Annotated in this window: 17 protein-coding genes; 11 read left to right on the top strand and 6 right to left on the bottom strand. The window is 70.8% G+C overall.

The features are described 5' to 3' along the window. Nucleotides 1-43 precede the first annotated feature (43 nt). Nucleotides 44-1507 (bottom strand): amino acid permease, encoded by a 1464-nt coding sequence (locus tag J2N69_RS12090; RefSeq protein ID WP_230900745.1) that lies wholly within the window; start codon nucleotides 1505-1507, stop codon nucleotides 44-46. A 173-nt stretch (nucleotides 1508-1680) separates the two neighbouring features. On the opposite strand from J2N69_RS12090, the gene J2N69_RS12085 reads away from it, so the two are divergent. The 3 genes from J2N69_RS12085 (at nucleotide 1681) to J2N69_RS12075 (ending at nucleotide 3404) form a co-directional block, all read left to right on the top strand. Continuing rightward, the gene (locus tag J2N69_RS12085; protein WP_230900744.1) at nucleotides 1681-2166 is read left to right on the top strand and encodes a ribose-5-phosphate isomerase; all 486 of its coding nucleotides are present in this window, start codon (nucleotides 1681-1683) and stop codon (nucleotides 2164-2166) included. A gap of 108 nt (nucleotides 2167-2274) precedes the next feature. Next, the gene (locus J2N69_RS12080) at nucleotides 2275-3087 is read left to right on the top strand and encodes an Fpg/Nei family DNA glycosylase (RefSeq protein WP_230900743.1); all 813 of its coding nucleotides are present in this window, start codon (nucleotides 2275-2277) and stop codon (nucleotides 3085-3087) included. A gap of 80 nt (nucleotides 3088-3167) precedes the next feature. Next, the gene (locus J2N69_RS12075; protein ID WP_230900742.1) at nucleotides 3168-3404 is read left to right on the top strand and encodes a superinfection immunity protein; all 237 of its coding nucleotides are present in this window, start codon (nucleotides 3168-3170) and stop codon (nucleotides 3402-3404) included. Here the strand turns inward: J2N69_RS12075 and J2N69_RS12070 are convergent. Beyond that, nucleotides 3401-4630, bottom strand: coding sequence for a GNAT family N-acetyltransferase (locus J2N69_RS12070; protein WP_230900741.1), 1230 nt, complete (start codon nucleotides 4628-4630; stop codon nucleotides 3401-3403). The two genes, J2N69_RS12075 and J2N69_RS12070, sit on opposite strands and share 4 nt — an antisense overlap. A gap of 151 nt (nucleotides 4631-4781) precedes the next feature. Between J2N69_RS12070 and J2N69_RS12065 the strand changes: the two genes are divergently transcribed. Together J2N69_RS12065 and J2N69_RS12060 are read left to right on the top strand one after the other, a co-directional pair. Continuing rightward, nucleotides 4782-5966, top strand: coding sequence for a PP2C family protein-serine/threonine phosphatase (locus J2N69_RS12065; RefSeq protein ID WP_230900740.1), 1185 nt, complete (start codon nucleotides 4782-4784; stop codon nucleotides 5964-5966). Next, a complete protein-coding gene (locus tag J2N69_RS12060) occupies nucleotides 5967-7085 on the top strand; it encodes a hypothetical protein (RefSeq protein ID WP_230900739.1) in 1119 nt (372 codons plus the stop codon). On the opposite strand, the gene J2N69_RS12055 is transcribed toward J2N69_RS12060, so the two are convergent. Continuing rightward, nucleotides 7019-8224: a cation:proton antiporter gene (locus tag J2N69_RS12055; RefSeq protein WP_230900738.1), complete on the bottom strand. Its 1206-nt coding sequence runs from the start codon at nucleotides 8222-8224 to the stop codon at nucleotides 7019-7021. The genes J2N69_RS12060 and J2N69_RS12055 overlap by 67 nt on opposite strands. A 288-nt stretch (nucleotides 8225-8512) precedes the next feature. Between J2N69_RS12055 and J2N69_RS12050 the strand changes: the two genes are divergently transcribed. From J2N69_RS12050 to J2N69_RS12035, 4 genes are all read left to right on the top strand, one after another. Continuing rightward, nucleotides 8513-9061 carry an EF-hand domain-containing protein gene (locus J2N69_RS12050; protein WP_230900737.1) on the top strand — a complete coding sequence of 183 codons (549 nt, stop codon included), beginning with the start codon at nucleotides 8513-8515 and terminating at the stop codon, nucleotides 9059-9061. Nucleotides 9062-9235: 174 nt separating this feature from the next. Then, nucleotides 9236-10063 carry an ABC transporter ATP-binding protein gene (locus tag J2N69_RS12045; protein WP_230900736.1) on the top strand — a complete coding sequence of 276 codons (828 nt, stop codon included), beginning with the start codon at nucleotides 9236-9238 and terminating at the stop codon, nucleotides 10061-10063. Beyond that, a complete protein-coding gene (locus J2N69_RS12040) occupies nucleotides 10063-12519 on the top strand; it encodes an ABC transporter permease (RefSeq protein WP_230900735.1) in 2457 nt (818 codons plus the stop codon). The genes J2N69_RS12045 and J2N69_RS12040 overlap by 1 nt, the downstream gene beginning before the upstream one ends. Further along, nucleotides 12516-12980 carry an HD domain-containing protein gene (locus J2N69_RS12035; RefSeq protein WP_230900734.1) on the top strand — a complete coding sequence of 155 codons (465 nt, stop codon included), beginning with the start codon at nucleotides 12516-12518 and terminating at the stop codon, nucleotides 12978-12980. The genes J2N69_RS12040 and J2N69_RS12035 overlap by 4 nt, the downstream gene beginning before the upstream one ends. A gap of 9 nt (nucleotides 12981-12989) precedes the next feature. Here J2N69_RS12035 and J2N69_RS12030 read toward each other — a convergent pair whose 3' ends face one another. Beyond that, nucleotides 12990-14195, bottom strand: coding sequence for an acyltransferase family protein (locus tag J2N69_RS12030; RefSeq protein ID WP_230900733.1), 1206 nt, complete (start codon nucleotides 14193-14195; stop codon nucleotides 12990-12992). 690 nt (nucleotides 14196-14885) lie between these two features. Here J2N69_RS12030 and J2N69_RS12025 point away from each other — a divergent pair. Together J2N69_RS12025 and J2N69_RS12020 are read left to right on the top strand one after the other, a co-directional pair. Then, complete coding sequence (locus J2N69_RS12025) at nucleotides 14886-15080, top strand: hypothetical protein (RefSeq protein WP_127910262.1); 195 nt, start codon at nucleotides 14886-14888, stop codon at nucleotides 15078-15080. 1280 nt (nucleotides 15081-16360) lie between these two features. Next, nucleotides 16361-16921: an HD domain-containing protein gene (locus J2N69_RS12020; RefSeq protein WP_230900732.1), complete on the top strand. Its 561-nt coding sequence runs from the start codon at nucleotides 16361-16363 to the stop codon at nucleotides 16919-16921. Here the strand turns inward: J2N69_RS12020 and J2N69_RS12015 are convergent. Beyond that, the gene (locus tag J2N69_RS12015) at nucleotides 16909-17379 is read right to left on the bottom strand and encodes an NUDIX hydrolase (protein ID WP_230900731.1); all 471 of its coding nucleotides are present in this window, start codon (nucleotides 17377-17379) and stop codon (nucleotides 16909-16911) included. The genes J2N69_RS12020 and J2N69_RS12015 overlap by 13 nt on opposite strands. A gap of 19 nt (nucleotides 17380-17398) precedes the next feature. Continuing rightward, the gene (locus J2N69_RS12010) at nucleotides 17399-18145 is read right to left on the bottom strand and encodes an XRE family transcriptional regulator (protein ID WP_230900730.1); all 747 of its coding nucleotides are present in this window, start codon (nucleotides 18143-18145) and stop codon (nucleotides 17399-17401) included. Between the last annotated feature and the right edge of the window lie 55 nt (nucleotides 18146-18200).

Here is an 18200-nt window from a genome sequence, read left to right as displayed (position 1 = left end):
CTGACAGACTCCGTCAGCTTTTCGCGGGACCCGGCAAGGAACGTCAGGCAGAGGCCTGTTCGCGGGCGCGCATCTTCTCCCGCACCACGGAGAACACGACCACGAACGCGGCCGCCAGGAGCGAGAGCAGCACCTGCTTGCGTCCGGTCTCGTCGGTCAGCATGTAGACGAGGACGAACGAGATCATCGCGATGGTGACCCACGTCAGGTACGGGAAGAGCCACATCTTCACGACGAGCTTCTCCGGCTCCTCGCGCAGGATGATGCCGCGCATCCGCAGCTGCGTGAAGCTGATGATCAGCCACACGAAGAGGGCCACCGCGCCCGAGGAGTTCAGCAGGAAGTCGAAGACGGTGTCCTTCCACTGGTAGTTGAACCAGACGGCGACGAAACCGAAGACGACGGAGCCGAGGATCGCGGCCACCGGCACGCCCCGCTTGTTCGTCTGCGCGAAGGACTTCGGCGCGTCGCCGCGCTGGCCGAGCGAGAAGGCCATGCGGGAGGCGGTGTAGAGGCCGGAGTTGAGGCAGGACAGCACGGCGGTGAGCACGATGACGTTCATGACCTGACCGGCGTGGGGGATGCCGATCGAGTTGAGCGCGGCGACGTAGCTGCCGTCCTTGGTGATCGACTTGTCGTTCCACGGGAGCAGCGTGATCACGACGAAGATCGAGCCCAGGTAGAAGACGCCGATGCGCCAGATGACGCTGTTGGTCGCCTTGGTGACCGCGCGCTGCGGGTCCTCGGACTCACCGGCCGCCAGCGTGACGATCTCGCTGCCCATGAAGGAGAAGACGACCATCAGGACGCCGGTGAGGATGGCCCCCGCGCCGTTCGGCATGAAGCCGCCCGCGTCGGTGAGGTGCGCGAAACCGGCGCCGGGGTTGTCGGAGCCGGGCAGCACGCCGAAGACGGCGAGCAGACCGATGACGACGAACGCGCCGATCGCGACGACCTTGATGCCCGCGAACCAGAACTCGAACTCACCGTACGAGCCGACGGAGACGAGGTTCGTCGCGGTGAGCACCACCATCACGATGAGCGCCCAGCCCCACTGCGGGACGGCGGGTATCCAGCCGTTGAGGATCACGGCACCCGCGGTGGCCTCCACCGCGAGCACCACGACCCAGAAGAACCAGTACAGCCAGCCGATGGAGAACCCGGCCCAGCGGCCGAGCGCCTGGTCGGCGTAGGTGGAGAAGGAGCCGGAGGTCGGCCGTGCGGCGGCCATCTCGCCCAGCATCCGCATCACCATGACGACCATGGTGCCGACGAGGGCGTACGAGACGAGGATGGCCGGCCCGGCGGCGGCGATGCCGGAGCCGGAACCGACGAAGAGACCGGCGCCGATCACGCCACCGATCGCGATCATGGAGAGGTGGCGGTTCTTGAGACCCGCTTTCAGGCCGTCGCCGGTGTCGCCGGTGTCACCACTGCCGCCAGACCGCGTATCCCCAGGGGATGAGGGGTTGCTGTCTGCCTTCGCAAGGGAGGGTTGCGAGGTCATGGACGAATCCTTAAGTTCTCGGGTCACGAGCCCCCGCATTCAAACTCAGGAGCGATCGGGACGGAAGTCCTGAATCCGGATCGTTGCATTCCAGCCGATTGGCCTGGACCTGGCTGCCGAGGGCCCGGCCCCGGTCGCGGCCACCGGTGGCGCGACATGCCACACTCGGACGCATGCGCGTGTACCTCGGCTCGGATCATGCCGGCTACGAACTCAAGAACCACCTGGTCGAATGGCTCAAGAGCCACGGCCACGAGCCCGTCGACTGCGGGCCCCACATCTATGACGCCCAGGACGACTACCCGCCGTTCTGCCTGCGGGCCGCGGAGAGGACCGCCGCGGACCCCGAGGCCCTCGGCATCGTCATCGGCGGCTCCGGCAACGGCGAGCAGATCGCCGCGAACAAGGTCAAGGGCGTACGGGCCGCCCTTGCCTGGAGCGAGCAGACCGCGGCACTCGGCCGTGAGCACAACAACGCCAACGTCATCTCGATCGGCGGCCGGATGCACACCCGGGAAGAGGCGACGAAGTTCGTCGAGATCTTCCTGACCACGCCGTACTCGGGCGAGGAGCGCCACACGCGCCGCATCGACATGCTGTCGGCGTACGAGGAGACGGGGGAGCTGCCCCCGATCCCCGCGCACCACCCGCAGTCGTAGCAGGACCCTTCGCCGGGCGGGCGGGAGCCGCGTCTCCAGCCCGTCCGGCGTTTGAGGACGAGCCGTCATAGGCGATTCTTCGACCCGCACCACCCCCGGAGGGACCCCGTGCCGGAGGGGCACACCATTCATCGTCTCGCGGCCGACCACCGGGAGCGCTTCGTCGGCCGCCCGGCGGCGGTCCGCAGCCCGCAGGGCAAGTTCTCCGACAGTGCCGCGCTGCTCGACGGCCGGGTGCCGGAGACCGCCGAAGCCCACGGCAAGCACCTCTTCCTCGGCTTCGGGGAAGGCGACTGGGTCCACGTCCACCTCGGCCTCTTCGGCAAGTACACCCTCGGCGAGACCCCCGCCCCGCCCCCCACGGACACCGTCCGCCTGCGCCTGCTGAACGACACGTACTTCTCCGACCTGCGCGGCCCGACCGCCTGTGCGCTCATCACGGACGACGAGAAGCAGGCGATACACGACCGTCTCGGCCCCGACCCGCTGCGCGACGGCGACGACCCGGCCGAGGCGTACCGCAGGATCTCGCGCAGCCGCACCAGCATCGCCGCGCTCCTCATGGACCAGAAGGTCGTCTCCGGCGTCGGCAACGTCTACCGCGCCGAGGTCCTCTTCCGGCACGGCATCGACCCGTACACCCCGGGCAAGGACCTCACCGAGGAGCTGTGGGACGCGATCTGGGCGGATCTCGTGGAGCTGATGCGCGAGGGTGTACGCCTCAACCGCATCGACACCGTCCGGCCCGAGCACACCCCCGAGGCCATGGGCCGCCCACCGCGCGTCGACGACCACGGCGGCGAGGTGTACGTGTACCGCAGGGCGAACCAGCCGTGCCACATCTGCGGCGGCGAGATCCGCACCGCAGGCCTCGCCGCCCGCAACCTCTTCTGGTGCCCGCACTGCCAGCGGCCCAACTGACCCGCCGGTTAAGATCACTGAGCATTTCAGCAGCTCAGCATTTCAGCAGCTCAGCACTCAGAAAGCACTCAGGGGGACTCGTGTTCGGGATCGACTGGCTGGACGGCCCGATCGCCATCGCGGTCGGCGTCCTTTTCCTGGCCTTCTACCTGCTGCCGTCCCTCATCGCCTACAACCGGGACGCCCCGCACCGCTTCCTGGTCCTCCTCATCAACCTCTTCTTCGGCGCGTCGGTCCTCGGCTGGCTGATCGCCCTCTACCTCGCCACCCGCAAGGCGGAGTCCCCGCAGCGGCAGCCCGCCGCGGCCCCCCGCTAGAACCCGTGCGGCAGCCAGGGCGCCACGTCCGAGCCGAAGGCCACCGACGCCTCGGCCAGCGCCCCCTGCCGCAGCTCCCGTACCCGTCCCGCGCCCGCCAGTGACGTGAGGGAGACGCCCCCGAGGTACGCGGCGCCCAACTCCCGCACCGACAGGGCGAGGTCGGCCGCGTCCCGCGTACGCGCGCACGACGCGCCCTTGGCGTCCCCGGTGAGCCGCCAACGCCCCGCGTTCCAGGGGCAGAAGGCGTCCTCCACCTCGAACACCACGTCCAGCGGCGCCTGATACGTACGCGCCTCCAGCGCCGCCCCCACCTCGACGAGCCGCACGTGCAGCGAGTCCCGCACCGATATGTCGCACCGCCGGACGTCCGAGACGAGCTGGAGCAGCGCGTCGTCCACCGGACGGCTGCGCGCGACCACCGACGACGTCAGGTCGATGTCGAAGAGGAACCGCCACAGCGCCGCGTACGCCGCCGGGTCCAGTGCCTCGATGTCCCGCACGCGGACCGTGCCCTTGGGGCCCTGCCACTCCCAGTCCGGCTTGATGGCGAACCGTACGTATCCGACCAGCTCACCCGCGCGCTCCGCCACCACGCACAGCAGCGGTGACGCGCCGGCGCGGTCGCTCTCCGGGTCGAGCAGCCCGTGCCGCTCCCAGCCCGGCCGGCGGGCCAGCATGCCCGGCCGCTCGACGACGCGGCGGGCGTACAGCTCCTCGCACGCGGCATGGACGTCGGCGGGCACGGCGTAGCGCAGACGTACGTCATCCGTACCGGCCGGGACGGACAGCCGCACCCGGGTCGTGTCGATGGTGACCTGCATCTGCGAGGTGGCCGCGCCGTACCCGAACCGGCCGTAGATGACCGGCTCGGAGGCGGTGAGCACGGCCAGCGGCTCACCCTTGGCACGTACGTCGTCCAACTGCCGCCGCATCATCGACGTCAGGACCCCGCGCCGCCGGTGCGTGGCCGCGACGCTCACCATCGTCACGCCCGCCGCGTCCACCAGCGCGCCCCCCGGCACCGAGAGCCGGAAGGAGAACGCCGACGTCGTGCCGATGCACGCGTCCCCGTCCCACACCCCGAGCGACCGGTCGCGTTCGACCAGGTCGTGCCAGAGCTCCTGCTCCTGCGGCGCCTCGGGCACCCCGCCGAACGCCAGGTCCAACGCCCCGTACCAGGACGCCCATTCGCTCTCCGCGAGCACTCTTAAGTCGGTTGTCATATGCCATGCCTACCAGGGCGGCACCACCGGAGCGACCGGATTTCGGTGTCCGGAACCGTCCTCCGCGCCCCCTTTGGGAAGCGCCTTCGGCGGGGGACAACCGGGACCTCCCGTGCGAAGTACGCGGCCCGCTGGATAGGGTCCACGAGCAATGGAGGTACGAGGAGCAGGGCGCGCCCGGCGCGAGCGCGGCGAGCGGCGGGCGGCGGCCGAGACGTTCACGGCCCGGATGAAGAAGCGGCTGCACCGGGCCCGCATCGTGCTGCGCAAATCCGGGGTCGACTACTTCCGCGGCGACGGCTCCGACTGGGTCGCCCTGACCGGACTCCTCCTGACCGTCCCGCTGATCACCGCGGGCACGATCCTCAACAGCGTGTGGTGCGCGCCCGCCGCCCTCGTCCTGCCCATCGTCGCGGGCGGCCTGCTGCTGCGCCCCGCCAGCCTCCTCGGCCTGTACGCGGCGTCCGCGGTCGCGCTGATCGTCGAGTCCGTCCAGCTCGGCCCGTACACCGACGGGCCCTCGCGGGTCACGCCCGGCGTGGTCCTGGTGGTCGCCGCCTGCGGCTTCTTCGGGCTGATCATCGCCCAGTTCCGCAGCCGGGTCGGCGTGCCCTGGCGCGGCGGCAGCACGATGCTGTTCGACCTGCGCGAGCGCATCCGCGTCCAGAGCAAGCTGCCGAAACTGCCGCGCGGCTGGCACCGCGAGATGGCGCTGCGCCCGGCCGGCGGGCAGTCCTTCTCCGGCGACTTCGTCGTCGCGGCCCGCACCAACGGCGGCCGCACCCTGGAGGTCGTCCTCACCGACGTCTCCGGCAAGGGCATGGACGCCGGGTCGCGCGCCCTGCTCCTGTCCGGCGCCTTCGGCGGCCTCCTCGGCTCGCTGCCCCCGCACTCCTTCCTCCCCGCCGCCAACGGCTACCTGCTGCGCCAGGACTGGGACGAGGGCTTCGCGACCTCCATCCACCTGGTCCTCGACCTGGAGACCGGCGACTACGAACTCTTCTCCGCCGGACACCCGCCGGGCCTCCAGCTCAGCGCGGGCAGCGGCCGCTGGGAGGAGAAGACGGGCCACGGCCCGCTCCTCGGTGTCTACGACGGGGCGCAGTTCGACCCGGTCAAGGGCGTGCTGCGCCCCGGCGACGTGCTGATGCTCTTCACCGACGGCCTCGTGGAGACCTCGGAGCGGGACATCGCCGAGGGCATCGACCGCCTCACGGGCGAAGCCGACCGCTATGTGGCGGGCGGCTTCCACGGCGCGGCCTGGCACCTCATCGAGGCGGTCGCGAAGGACGTCAACGACGACAGGGCGCTGCTGCTGATCTGCCGGGAGGCGTGAATGCGTACGTTGTTCAGCGGCGACATCCGCGTGAGCTACGGCCAGTTCTACGTGGTGAGCGACCCCGAGAACCCCTGCGGAGACGCCTCGTACTCGCCACGCGCGGGGCAGACGACGGGCCTGTGCGGCGCGGCCGTGCCCGGCTACCTCTTCCTGACGTCCGGACTGCACACCGGCCCCATCGGCTGCACCGTCGAACTGCACGGGACGGAGCCGGAACCGGACGAGAGCTGGGAGGAGATCACCGAGGTCTCCTTCCGGCCCGTCACCCCCGAGGTGTCGCTCGAACTGTGGGCCGGCGACGGCAGCTTCCCGCTGGCCCTGGACATGGTCGACCACCGTGTCCGGCACTGCGTCAGCGGCATGTCCGAGGCCGTGGAGCGGGAACTGGAGTGCCTGGACGGGCTCGTCATCGAGCGGCACCTGCTGCAGTTCTGGCCCGCGCAGCCCGCCCCGGACCGGCTGATCAAGCAGACCAGCACCGGCGCCGCGTACTGGCACGACCTCGCGAGGAAGGAGCCGCCGCCCCCGACCCCCGAGGAACGCGCCGAGGCCGAGCGGCGCGCCCGCGAGGGAGAGCGAGTCGCCGCCGAGGACGCGCTCCGCCGGGAGTGGGGCGGCCGACTCCCCACCGGACGCCTCCTGGACCTGCGCGGCAATGTGGCCGGGCTGCGGGAGCTGGCCCCGCACCTGCTCCACGCCCTGGACCGCCTGCCTCCGGAGGGCCAACGCGCCGCCGCCCGCTGGGCGATGCGCCGCGCCTACGAGAAGGCGGGACTCGACGGCGTCGACTGGATCGCCCCGGCCCTGGACGCCGTCGAGCACGGGCGGCCGCTGCCCCCGCCCTTCCACGACCGGGACTCCGTGGCGCCCCACCTGCTCGGTGACCCGAACGTGCCGGACACCACGGTGCCCCCGGCTCTCCGGTGGCCCACGGCCGCGATCCGGCAGCAGTTCCTGGCGCTGCCCGCCCTCTACGCGGCCGTCGAGGGCGACCCCCTGCAAGCCGCCGTCGACGCCCTGTTCGCGGCAGCGGTCACCTACGGCTCCGACTACGGCACCCTGCTCGCCGAGGCCCGCTCCCTTTTCCCGGGCGAACCGGGCCCCGCCACCGCGTAGTCACGCCCGCCCGGCAGCACCCGCGCCAGCCACCGCGAGCGCCCGGCGGCCAGCGGGCCGAGGACGGCGAGCAGCAGGACGTACCCCGCGATGAGGGGCGAGAGCCGCTCGTCGAGGCCCGCGCCCGCCGCCATCGTGGCGAGGATCAGCGCGAACTCGCCGCGGGCCAGCAGTGTCGTGGAGATGTTCGCCGCGGGGCCCGCCCCGAAGCCGTACACGCGCGCCGCGCCGAGGCCCGCGAGGACGTTCATCAGGAGCGTCACGGCGACCGCCGCGAGCACCGGCCACAGGACCGTCGGCAGGTCACCGGGGTCGATGGAGAGCCCGAACGCGAAGAAGAAGATCGCGCCGAACGCGTCCCGCAGCGGATGCACCAGGGTGCGGATGCGCTCGCCCGACGCGGTGCTGCCGAGCATCAGGCCGACCATGAACGCGCCGATGGCGTCGGCGACGCCGAACCACTCCGAGACCCCGGCGACGAAGACGGCCGCGCCGAGGAAGGAGATGACGAGCAGCTCGTCGTCCCGGGTGGCGAAGAGGCGGCCGACGACGCGCGTGCCGAAGCGGGCCGCGAGCGCGAGCAGGAGCAGGAAGCCGAAGGCCTTGCCGCCGTCGAGCACGGCGGCGGCGAGGCTGTCGGCGCCGGACAGGACCGGCTGGAGCGCCGCGAGGTAGAGGGCCAGGAAGATGTCCTCGACGACGATGATGCCGAGGATCGGCTTCGTCTCCGGGTTGCCGAGGCGGCCGGTGTCGACCAGCACCTTCGTGACGATCGCCGAGGACGAGATGCCGAGCACCCCGGCGAGGACCAGGGCCTCGGAGGTGCCCCAGCCGAGCGCGAACCCGAAGCCGAGGCCCGCGCCGACGTTCAGCGCCAGATAGGTGCCGCCGGCGAGCGCCATCTTGCGGCCGCCCGCCTTGAGGTCGTCCAGGTGGAATTCGAGGCCCAGGTAGAAGAGCAGCAGGACCAGGCCGAGCGCCGAGAGCATCTCCAGGTCGTGGGGGTCGGAGACCAGCACCACGCCGGGGGTGTGGGGGCCGAGGAGTATCCCGGCCAGGATGAAGAGGGGGATGGTGGGCAGTCCGATGCGCCCGCCGAGGCGGGCGAGCACGGCGGCGGCGAGAAAGGCGCCGCCCATGGCTATCAGGGTGTCTGCGTGTCCGATGGGCCCGTTCCTCCTGTGGGGTGGGGACAACGACGGGTACGCCGTCAAGGCAAAGGAAGCGTCAAGAACGCGTCAATAATTAGATTACCAAACGACTTTGGGCGAGCGCACTGTCGAGGGGCCACCGCATCGAGTGGTTTGGGGCGCTTCGTGCTTCCCACCCCGTTTCGGCCGACGGCCGGGCGGCGAGGTTCAGCGGGGTTCCGGGCGCACCGGCCGGAGCCGTCTCCGCATCAGGCCGTCTCCAGTGAGGAAGTGCTGATGACCACCACCGCCGATCCGATCGCCATCAAGCTGGACCGACTCTTCGAGGTCGCCGACACCAACGCCGACGGCTACGTCGAGTGGGCGGACTACGAAAGGATCATCGACCGTCTCCTGGTCGCCTACAAGATCGGCAAGAGTGACCGCAGGGCACAGACGCTGAGGGTCGCCTACCAGATGTACTGGATGGAGCTGCTGCGCCACGCGGACGGCGAAAGCCGCCTCTCCAGGGACCAGTACCACCTCGCGTGCCGCTTCGCGGCCGTCGACACCAGCCGCTTCAACCTGGTCGAAGGCCTCCCGCACGCCCTCTTCGACGTCATGGACACCGACGGCGACGACAGCGTCAGCCAGGCGGAGTTCAAGCAGTACCTGGAGGCCTGGGCCATCGCCGACCCGACGGCCCTGGAGGCGTTCGCCAAGCTGGACACCGACGGCGACGGGTTCATCAGCCGTCACGAGTTCATCCGCGCGGTACGGGAGTTCTTCTACTCCCCGGACCTGGACGCCCCGGGCAGCCTGATCTTCGGCGCCGTCGGCACCTGACGCGCGGGGCGCGAGGCCCCGGGACCGTGGGGGGGGTCCCGGGCCCTCGTCATGACCCACCCCTGGGGTTAACCCCACCCCCGGTTCGCCAGCCGTCCTCATGGTCCGTACCGCCCCTTGATCCATAGGTTCGAGACATCGATCAGGGATGTACGAACGGAAGGCGGCACAGCCATGGGGCTGCGACGGAAGCACCGGACCGAAGAGCGCGCGGGAGCGGTCGTGACGCCGCCGATGCCGGGTGCCCGGCCCGGCGACTGGGCCGTCGAACTGCGCGGTGTCCGCCGTCAGTACGGCCGTGGCGCCGGCGCCGTGCACGCCCTCGCCGGCATCGACCTCGCCCTGCCCCGCGGCAGCTTCACCGCCGTCATGGGACCCTCGGGATCGGGCAAGTCCACGTTCCTCCAGTGCGCGGCCGGACTCGACCGGCCCACCTCCGGCACCGTCCGCCTCGGCGGCACCGAGATCACCGGCATGAGCGAGAACAAGCTCACCGCGCTGCGCCGCTCCCGCCTCGGCTTCGTCTTCCAGGCGTTCAACCTGCTGCCCTCGCTGACCGTCGAGCAGAACGTCGTCCTGCCGATGCGCCTCGCCGGACACCGCCCGGACCGCCGCAAGGCCGCCGAGATGCTCACCCGCGTAGGCCTCGGCGACAAGGGGAGCCGCCGCCCCGGCCAGCTCTCCGGCGGCCAGCAGCAGCGCGTCGCCATCGCCCGCGCCCTGGTCACCGAACCGGACGTGATCTTCGCCGACGAGCCGACCGGCGCCCTCGACACCACCACCGCCACCGAGATCCTCGGCCTGCTGCGCTCGGCCGTCGACGCCATGGACGCCACCGTCGTCATGGTCACCCACGACCCGGCCGCCGCGGCCTGGGCCGACCGCGTCCTCTTCCTCGCCGGCGGCTCCCTCGTCGACCGCCTGGAACGCGCCTCCGCCCAGCAGATCGCCGCCCGCATGACCGCCCTGACCGCTCCCGCCCACGCGGGGGTGGCCGCGTAATGGCGTACGTGCCCAACGGCCTCGCCCGCGCGGCCGTCCGCTTCAAGCCCGCCGCCTTCGCCGGCACCTTCGTCGCCCTGATGATGGCCTCGCTGATCGTGGCCGCCTGCGGCATCCTCCTGGAGACCGGCCTGCGCGCCTCCGTGCCGCCCGTCCGCTACGCCGCCGCCCCCGTGGTCGCCGCCGCCGACCAGGAGGCCCACTACGTCACCGGCAGCGGCGAGGACCGCACCGAGGCGAGCATCCCGCTGCCCGACCGCGCCCGGCTCGACGACGCCCTCGTCGCGAAGGCCGCCGCCGTGCCCGGCGCGCGTACCGCCGTCGCGGACGTCACCTTCCCCGTGCGCTCCGGCGACCGGACCGTCACCGCCCACGGCTGGGGCTCCACCGCCTTCACCGGCGAGCGGCTGACCGCGGGCCGCGCGCCGCGCTCCGGGGAGGTGGCCCTCGCCACGCCGGGCGCCCGCGTCGGCGACCGCGTCACGCTCACCACCGCCGAGGGCCCGCGCGCCTTCCGCGTCTCCGGCACCGTCGCGGCCGGGCGGGCCGCCCCCACCGCCTGGTTCGCCGACGCCGAGGCGGTCCGCGTCTCCGGGCACCCCGGACGCGTCGACGCCATCGCCGTCCTGCCCGAGCCGGGCGTCACCGCCGACACCCTCAAGTCCCGGGTGGCCCACGCCCTCGGCGGCAAGGCGGAGGTCCACACCGGCGACGACCGCGGCGCCGTCGAGGACTCCGGGGTCGCCTACGCCAAGGAGATGCTGACCGGCCTCGGCGGCTCCTTCGGCGGCATCGCCGCCCTCGTCGCCGTCTTCACCGCCGCCGGCACCGTCGCGCTCTCCGTGGGACAGCGCGCCCGCGAATACGCCCTGCTCCGCGCCATCGGCACCACCCCGCGCCAGATCCGCCGCACCATCGCCACCGAGTCGCTGCTCGTCGCCCCCCTCGCGGGCGCGGCGGGACTGCTGCCCGGCATCGCCCTGGCCCGCTGGTGGTTCGGGCAGCTGAAGGAGAAGGGCGCGATCCCCGAGGCCGTCGACCTCACGGTGTCCGGCATCCCGTTCACCGCCGCCGTCGGCGTCACGGTCATCACCGCCCTGCTCGCCGGCTACCTGGCGGCGCGCCGCCCCTCCCGCGTCAAGCCGGGCCAGGCGCTCGCCGAGGCCGCCGTGGAGCGGCTGCCGCTCGGCAAGATCCGCACCCCGATCGGTGTCGTGGCGCTGGGCGGCGGCGTCGCCTTCGCGGGGATCGCCGCCCAGACCACGGGCGAGGACGCGGCGAACGCGGCGCTCGGCGTCGTCATGCTCTTCATGCTCGCCATGGCCCTGCTCGGCCCGCTGGTCGCCCGCGGCTGCGCGGTCCTCTTCGGCCTCCCGCTGCGCGGAGCGGGCGCCCCCGGTTCGCTGGCGGCCGCCAACTCCCGTACGAACGCCCGCCGCCTGGCCTCCGCGATCACCCCGATCGTGCTCGCCATGGCCTTCTCCTCCGTGCTCGTCTTCCTGCACACCAGCACCGACAAGGCCGCCGCCGACCAGCAGCGCGCGGGCATCACCGCCGACCACATCGTCTCCTCCGACGCGGGCCTCGCGCCCGGCGCGGTCGCGAAGGCCGCCCGCGCCGACGGGGTCACCTCCGCCGTCGGACGGCTCAAGACGTCCGTCATCGTCCCGCAGTACTCGGTCGGCGACCGCCTGCTCGCCTCGGCGTCGGCGCAGGGCATCACGGGCTCGGCCACCGACCTGGCCAAGGTCCAGGACCTGTCGGTCGAGACCGGCGCCCTGCGGCTCGGCACGGGCGACATCGCCGTCGACTCCGCGCTCGCCCACGCCGCGCGCGTCCAGGTCGGCGACCGCCTCGACATCCTCCTGCCCGACGGTACGAAGGCCTCCCCGAAGGTCGTGGCCACGTACGGCAGGGGCCTCGGCCTCTCCCAGGTCACCCTGCCCGCCGCCGGCCTGAAGCACCACGTCACGTCGCCCTTCACCCACGAGATCTGGACCGAGGGCGGCTCCGCCGACGCCCTGTCCGGCCTCGGCACCCTCCACGACCGCGACGGCTACACCACGGCCCAGTCCATGGACGCCGAACTCAACGCCTGGGCCAACACGACGATGGCGGCCGTCCTCGGCGGCTTCGCGGCCGTCGCCGCCGTCAACACCCTGGTGATGACGGTCCTCGACCGCCGCCGCGAACTCGGCACGCTGCGCCTGATCGGCTCCACGCGCCGCCAGGTGATGCGGATGATCCGCTGGGAGGCGCTCATCGTCGCCGTCGCGGGCATCGCCATCGGCTCGGCGATCGCCCTCGCCACACTCGTCCCGATGATGAACGGCCTGACCGGCGAAGCCCCCTACATCCCGCCGCTGGTGTACGGCTCCTTCGTCGGCGCGGTCCTCGTCCTCGGCCTGGCGGCGACGACGATCCCGGCGCGGGCGGCACTAAGGTCGGCGGCATGACACCCGCCGCCCCGGACCGCGAGCCGCTTTCACTCACCGCGGTGGAGGCCCTCGCCCGCGAGGCCCACGCCACCCGGACCGACAAGGCGGGCCGCCCCTACGCCGAACACCTCCAGGCCGTGGCCGAGGGGGTGCGGGCCAGGGGCGGCGACGACGACCAGATCGCGGCGGCCTGGCTGCACGACTCCGTCGAGGACGCCGCGCTCACGGAGGAGTGGCTGCGGCACGCCCCGCTGACCCCGCGCACGAAGGCCATCGTGCGGGCGCTCACCAAGATCCCGGGAGAGTCCCCGCAGGCGTACGCGGAACGCGTCCTCGCGACGCCGGGCGCCCGCCTCGTCAAGGAGGCGGACCTGGCCCACAACGCGGACCCGGCCCGCCTCGCGGTCCTGGACGACACGACAAGGGCGCGCCTGACGGCGAAGTACGCCGCCCTGCGCGCCCTGTTGGGACTGCGCTGACCCCTGCCGCTACGCCGACCTGGCGCGCTCCCGCGCCAGCTCCGCCGCGTCGCGCTTGAAGGCCCACTCCATCTTGGGCTCCATCGCGAAACGGAACACCCGCTGTACCGGAGGCGTGCACAGCAGCGTCACCACGGTCGCGGCGACCACCGTCACGAAGATCTCGCCCAGCGGCTTGTGCAGCCACTCGTACTCCTCGAACCAGCCCCAGAAGCGGGAGCCCTTGGCGAGGAAGCCGTGCAGGAGGTAGCCGTACAGCGTGCCCGCGCCGAGGAGCGTGAACCACATCTTGCGGCGCGGCACCCACGCGAAGAAGCACGCGGTGAGCACCGCGGAGCAGCCGAACAGCGCCAGCGTCATCACGATGCCGACCCACCACGGCACGCCCAACTCCTGGGCGCTGTCCCGGCGGTAGAACCACACCGACGTCATGCGGGGCGCCGCCCAGTAGGCGAGGAGCACCGCGGCGGCGAAGACCGGGACGGACAGGACGCGCACCTCGCGGCGGCGCACCAGCTGGAAGTGCTCGGGCTTCATGCAGAGGCCGAGCACGAAGAACGGCAGGAACTGCAGGACGCGCTGGAGGTCGAGGTCGTCACCGATGTCCGGGGAGATCACGGCGAGCATGGCGATGGCCAGCGCGAGCGGCAGCGGCCAGCGCACGATCTTCCACAGCGGCACGGTGAGCCGCCACACGAAGAGCGCGACCAGGAACCAGGTGAGGTACCAGGGGTCGAGCAGGCTGATCGGCTGGGCCGGGTCGTCGTCCGCCCAGCGCTTGAAGAGGGTGTAGGCGACCTCGAAGATGACGTAGGGGACGGCGACACCGGTGACCAGCCGCCGCAGCCGGTCGGGCCGCATGTCGAAGCTGCGCGAGAAGTAGCCGGAGATCACGATGAACGCCGGCATGTGGAAGGTGTAGACGGTCATGTACAGCGCCTCGGCGGCGCGGCTGTGATCCGTCAGGGGTTCCCACGCGTGGGCCATCGCCACGAGGACGATCGCCAGGTACTTGGCGTTGTCGAAGAACGCGTCGCGCTGTTTGGCGGGCTTCGCCGCCCGGGCGGCGGCGCGGTGGCCGACCGGGGTGGGGGGAGCGGCGGCGGCCTGCGGGATCGGATGGTGGGTGCGTGGGGGCGGGGGTCCGGCCGCGGGCACCTGGACCGGCGGGAGCGGCGCCCGGTGGCGTCCGTGCGGGTGCACCGAGTTGGTCACAGGCCCTCCCACCAAGAGCTCGGTGAGACGATCCGGGACCGCACTGCGCCTACGGGGGTGGTGGCAGCGTGGAACATCTGACGCACCCTAGCGTCGCGGCGCTGTCTTCGTAAAACCCTCGTCGCTTTCGTCAACTCAATCCCTGTCAATCCCGGAGCCGATTACCGCTTTCCGGCTCCGGCTACCCGGGAATCGCGCACGCAGACAGGCGAGTGAACAGGCATGTAGACAAAGAGATGTGACGGCAAGGCGCCCTGTACGTCACAATTCATCCGGCTTAAATGGTGCATAACGCCCGCAGGCGACTCCGGTGGAATGTCCGTTTGGTCGGATGCCTTGTCGGCATCCGGCGCGCTTCCGATGTGCCCCCGGCAACAATTCGAATTTCCTGCGAACGCCGTGTGTGGTGATGGAAACGATCAAGCCTGAATTCTCGGCGGGTTCCCGCCGCGTTCCCTCCGCGTTCCCGCCGTGTTCCCGGCGTGTGCGGGCCATCGAATTACTGTGCCCGGATGCGCCGCTCACGCGCCCCCGGAGGGCGCCCCGCGCGCGGGGGGCGGAAAGCTTTGGCCGACGATGTGTCACGGGCCGCATACCGCGGGCGGGTTGGTGGCACGATGGTCGGTGGCGGGGGTGTGCGGGGCCGTACCCCCCGGGCCGGGAGAGCGACCGACCTAGGGTGTGATCAGTGTGGCCATTTCGCTGTCAGTGGTACTGCTGTTGGCGATCATTCTCGTGGTGCTGATCCGCGGGGGGTCGCTCAAGGCGGGGCCCGCGATCGTCGCGGTGCTCTTCGGCTTCTTCCTCGCCTCGACCGGTATGGCGCCTTCCATAAACCGGTTCCTGAACGAACTGGCGGAGACGATCAACTCGATCAGCTTCTAGCCCCCGGCCGACGCGGCGGCCCGGAAAGCCGTCGGCCCGGCCCGCTGGGAACAGCGGGCCGGGCCGAGGGGCTGCAGAGCGGGCGACGGGAATCGAACCCGCGTAGCTAGTTTGGAAGATCGCGTACGTGCACCCCGCCTGACCTGGTGAGCTGCTGACCTGGGGGTTCCCGGGGTGCTCACCGCGGCTCCCCGTCGTTCCCCGTAGCTTCCCGCTCGATCGGGCACGCAGGGGGCACAGGCTCCGCTCTCCCGGCCTACCAGGCTGCTGGCGCCTCCCCCCGGCCCGTCTCAGCCTCCTCGTGGCCCACGCGGTCGGTGGAGCGGCTTTGGGCGGGAGCTGCTTTGGGGCGAGTGATCATGGCCCCTTAAGCTTCCGGCGAGTCGGGCAGTCTGTGGACCTGCCCGTTAATGCACGACGTTGGGGCCATGATCTTAGAGGCTCGCCCCAAAGTGGCTGCCTAAAGCCGTGGAGCCGACCGCCCCAGCCCCCACCTTCCCCACCCCCACCTCACCTCACCCTTTCCCCGCCTCCTGCTCACCGCGGCGAGTGGTGGTCCACAGTCGGCAGGGTGGTCCGGTGCTGGCGCGCGCTGGGTGCTGCCGCGGGCCTGGCTGGGCGTGCGGGCCTGCCCGGTGCGAGGCGGGGTGGTCTTCCTGCTGCCTTCGAGGCGTGCGCGCTAGGACCGCTCATGGCCATGGCGGGGCCGACCATCCGGGCTTGGGGCAGCGGCCCCGGGTAGTGGGTTAGCCCGCCGTGTGCCGCCGCCGCGATCCGGCCTATTCGGTAACCCAAAGCATCTGTGACCTGCTGTGCGGCTATCCCCTGTGCCTTATGGCCCGGTGCTGGGTTTTGGCCGCTGTGTGGGGCGACGGGCGGGCGCCGCCGCGCAGCCGGTGGCGGAGACATAGAGGCAGCGTGGCGGCGGCCGTCCGGCGCCGCCGCGCTGTGTGCGGCCCTCGGTCCTTGGATTGATCCCCTTCGGGGGCGGCTCGGGTCTGGGGGCTTGTTGGGGTGTTTGTGTCCGTGCGTGTGCTTGGCGTCCTACGGCTTTTGAGGTCTTCCCCCCAAGGCCGGATCGCGGCGGCGGTGCGCGGCGGGCTCACCCGCGCAACCAGGGGCCGAAGCCCCGGGACGGGATGGTTGGCGCTCGCGGCTGGCCATGGACGGCCGCGAGCGCAGCGAGCCTTGATGAACTAGGGAAAGTTCTACCGCGCCGCTCTCGGGCAGCCCGGTGAGGGGCTGTCGGCCGACTGCTCGACTGGGCTACGGTGCGATTCATGCGTTCTGCACTGGACACCCCCGAGGGAGCCGCCGAACTGGCTGAGTCGCTGCTTCCGCCACTCGGAAACCGCTGGTTGCACACCCAAGCAGTGGCACAACGCGCTCGCGAGGCCACCCCCGCCGTGCAGGAATCCGATCGAGACCTCCTCATCGCCGCTGCCTGGCTTCACGATCTCGGCTACGCCCCTGAGCTGCGTGAGACGGGCTTCCACCCCTTGGACGGGGCTCGCCACCTGGAGTCGTTGGGGGCACCTGATCGACTTGTGCGTCTGGTCGCCCACCACTCCGGAGCCGTGTACGAGGCTGAACAGCGCGGGTTGTCTGCCGAGCTGGCTGTCTATGATCGCGAGGACTCGCCGGTACTCGATGCGCTGATCTACGCCGACATGACGACCGGTCCGGCCGGTCAGTCCTTCGACTTCGATCAGCGTATGGAAGAAATCTTGGTCCGTTACAAGCCTGGCTCTGAGGTCCACACGGCGATCAGCAAGGCTCGGCCGTACCTGGGCGCCGCTGTTGAGCGGACTCTTGCTCGCCTACATGATCAACCGATGTAGGGTTCGCGCCTGTCGGCTAGGCCGTGATCAATCCGCATGCGCATGGATGGGTGGATGTTCAGTTCGTCCAGCCTGCTCGGGGGCACGAAGGCAACTTCCTTGCTCTCGCTGCTCGTACGTAGCTCTCCGCCGATGATGCTTGCCACGAAGCAAATCGAGAACTGCTGGCGCACTTCACCGTCGTCGTACGCCATGACGTGGGCAGGGTTCGTGTAGAGGCCGACCAGCCCCGTCACCTCGACGTCGAAGCCGGTCTCTTCCTTGGTCTCCCGCACAGCGGCGTCCGCGGCAGACTCGCCGACATCGATCCCACCGCCAGGCAAGGCCCACAGATCGTTGTCAGTCTTGTGGATGAGCAGGACGGCACCGGCCTCGTTCAGCGCGACAGCAGTCACCGATGGAACAATGCTGTTCGCTTTCGGGGCATGTGGATCATTGAAGTAGTCGATGCGGGCCATGCCTCCAGCGTCGCATGTTTCAGGCAACTCGGGGACGCTCGGTGTGCCCGCGTTCCCACGCGTAGTCAAAGCTCCGCATGTAGTGCCGGAAGGTACGGGCTCCAGGCAAGTAGCGAAAGTGCAGAACGGGGTTCTGCCCTGCTGGCGCCCCGAGTACGTGGGGGTTCACCAACACATCGTCATCGAAACGGTAGATCGAGTTGTAGAGGATCGTGTCGTGCAACCGAACCTCTACCCCAGGCGTGGTGGTCGCTGGCTGGAGATAGCGCCGTGTGATGCGCGCTCGTGCGGCCAAGTCATCACCGATTCCTTCCTCCTCGCCTCGCTGGCGGATCATCTCGGAGTCAGGATCTCCGAGCAGGATGCGGACCTGTGCCCCCGCCTTCGCCTTGTCGGCCAATTGGTCGGGTAGATCGGGATGCCCGTCGAAGAGAAACAGTCCGGCGTACACAAGGATCTCGATCTGGCTCGATGCCTGCGCGATCAGTGACGACCACAAGGACGCTGGGACCGCGCCTCGGTGCGGGTAGTACGTGATCAGCTCAGACGTACTGGCGCTCTCGGCTTGCTTCTCAACCGTCGGCCAGAGGTAGACCTCATCGACCCCCAGGAAACCAGCGGCCTTCCACCTGTGCGTTCGGTGAGGTGTGCGGTCCTTGGAGATCCACCGCTCAACGCTCTTCGGGTCGACGCCGACGTGATCGGCCACGGCTTGGATGGTCTCGCCCTTTGCGGAGATAGCTGCTCGTAAGCGCTCGTTCGCCATGCCGACTCCCGCCAACTGCTGGGACGCTGGGACGTTTTGACGTTAGCGTGAACGT

It is taken from the genome of Streptomyces huasconensis (genome assembly GCF_021028635.1).
In the GTDB taxonomy this organism is placed as follows: domain Bacteria; phylum Actinomycetota; class Actinomycetes; order Streptomycetales; family Streptomycetaceae; genus Streptomyces; species Streptomyces huasconensis.
The sequence above is the reverse complement of the archived record's forward strand: the minus strand, read 5'-3'. Positions and strand labels throughout refer to the sequence as shown.